Annotated in this window: 1 protein-coding gene; it reads left to right on the forward strand. The window is 72.4% G+C overall.

Annotated elements, in window-relative coordinates:
- On the forward strand, positions 1–486 hold a 486-nt coding region (locus tag ACOADB_RS15475), incomplete at both ends, for a PQQ-dependent sugar dehydrogenase (RefSeq protein ID WP_378600339.1).

Raw genomic sequence — 486 nt, forward strand, 5'->3', positions numbered from 1 at the left:
TGGCGAGGGCCGGTTGCTGGTCGGCATCGGCGACGGCGCGCTGTACCTGACCGGGAACGGGCTGGCGGGGCGGCTGCTGACCCTGCGCGCCCAGGACCCGGAGGTGCTGGCCGGCAAGGTGCTGCGCATCGACCCGGTCACCGGGCACGGCGTGCCCGACAACCCGTTGTACGTCGGCGACGGCTCGAGCAACGCATCGCGGGTCCTCGCGTTGGGACTGCGCAACCCCTTCCGCTTCACCGTCCACGGCGACCAGCTCGTGATCGGCGACGTGGGGGAGATGACGTGGGAGGAGGTCAACGTCCTCGACGTCGAGGAGTCGGCCGGGGTGGCCAACTTCGGGTGGCCCTGCCGTGAGGGCGACGGAGCGACCGACCTCGGGGACGTCGCAGACCCGGAGAGTCCGTGGGCCGCCTGCGGCGCGGTGCGCGGTGAGGGCGGGTCCCGTCTGCCGTCGTACTCCTATCAACACCACGGGAACGGCGG

Source organism: Nocardioides sp. CPCC 206348, assembly GCF_048654705.1.
Classification (GTDB): domain Bacteria; phylum Actinomycetota; class Actinomycetes; order Propionibacteriales; family Nocardioidaceae; genus Nocardioides.